Origin of the sequence: Stenotrophomonas maltophilia group sp. RNC7, assembly GCF_030910085.1 — a bacterium.
GTDB lineage: Bacteria > Pseudomonadota > Gammaproteobacteria > Xanthomonadales > Xanthomonadaceae > Stenotrophomonas > Stenotrophomonas sepilia.
In genome coordinates this window covers 1-554 of record NZ_JAVFVN010000410.1, presented here as the reverse complement: position 1 = coordinate 554, position 554 = coordinate 1, and the positions used below count along the sequence as shown (strand labels likewise).

The window sequence follows — 554 nt, the reverse complement described above, 5'->3', positions numbered from 1 at the left end:
TCCCTGGCCGAACCCGCAAACCCTGGATTCCTCCGAGGACGTGTTCAACGTGGCGATGCCAACGCCGACGGCATCTCCACAGGTTGGTTTTTGGCTATTTTCAAACGAAGACCCAACGTCGGCTGACTCCAAGCCAACGGCGCCCGTGCCAGCCGACGCCGCGCCTCTGGCCGCGAGCGAGCCATTGGTACCGGTCGACGTTGTTTCCGATGCGCAGCCAACCACTACGGCATTGGAAGCACCGCCGCCAGTCACGCCAGGGGCGGTGGCGCCGACAGACAAGGCCAAAGAATCTTCTCAGCCGGAATCGCCCCCAGCTGACGCGCTTTTCGCAGCCGTCCGCGCAGCGATTCAGCAACTTTTGAGCACACCTATGAAGGACACAGAAGTGGCCTGCGCGCTGGACGTTTCCGGCGCGTAGGCCACGGCGTGGTTGCAGCGCCTGGTCGACGAAGGCGTGATCGAAAAACCGAGGAAACCAGTAGGGTACGTCGTCAAGGAATCGAGCGTGTTCGAGTGAGCGATGACAACAACCACCAATACAAATCGAATGA

At 60.6% G+C, this 554-nt stretch carries 1 pseudogene; it reads left to right on the top strand.

Going from position 1 to position 554, the window contains the following annotated elements:
- Positions 1 to 421: pseudogene (locus RCF13_RS06905) on the top strand (hypothetical protein); the annotation flags it as partial.
- Positions 422 to 554: the final 133 nt, after the last annotated feature.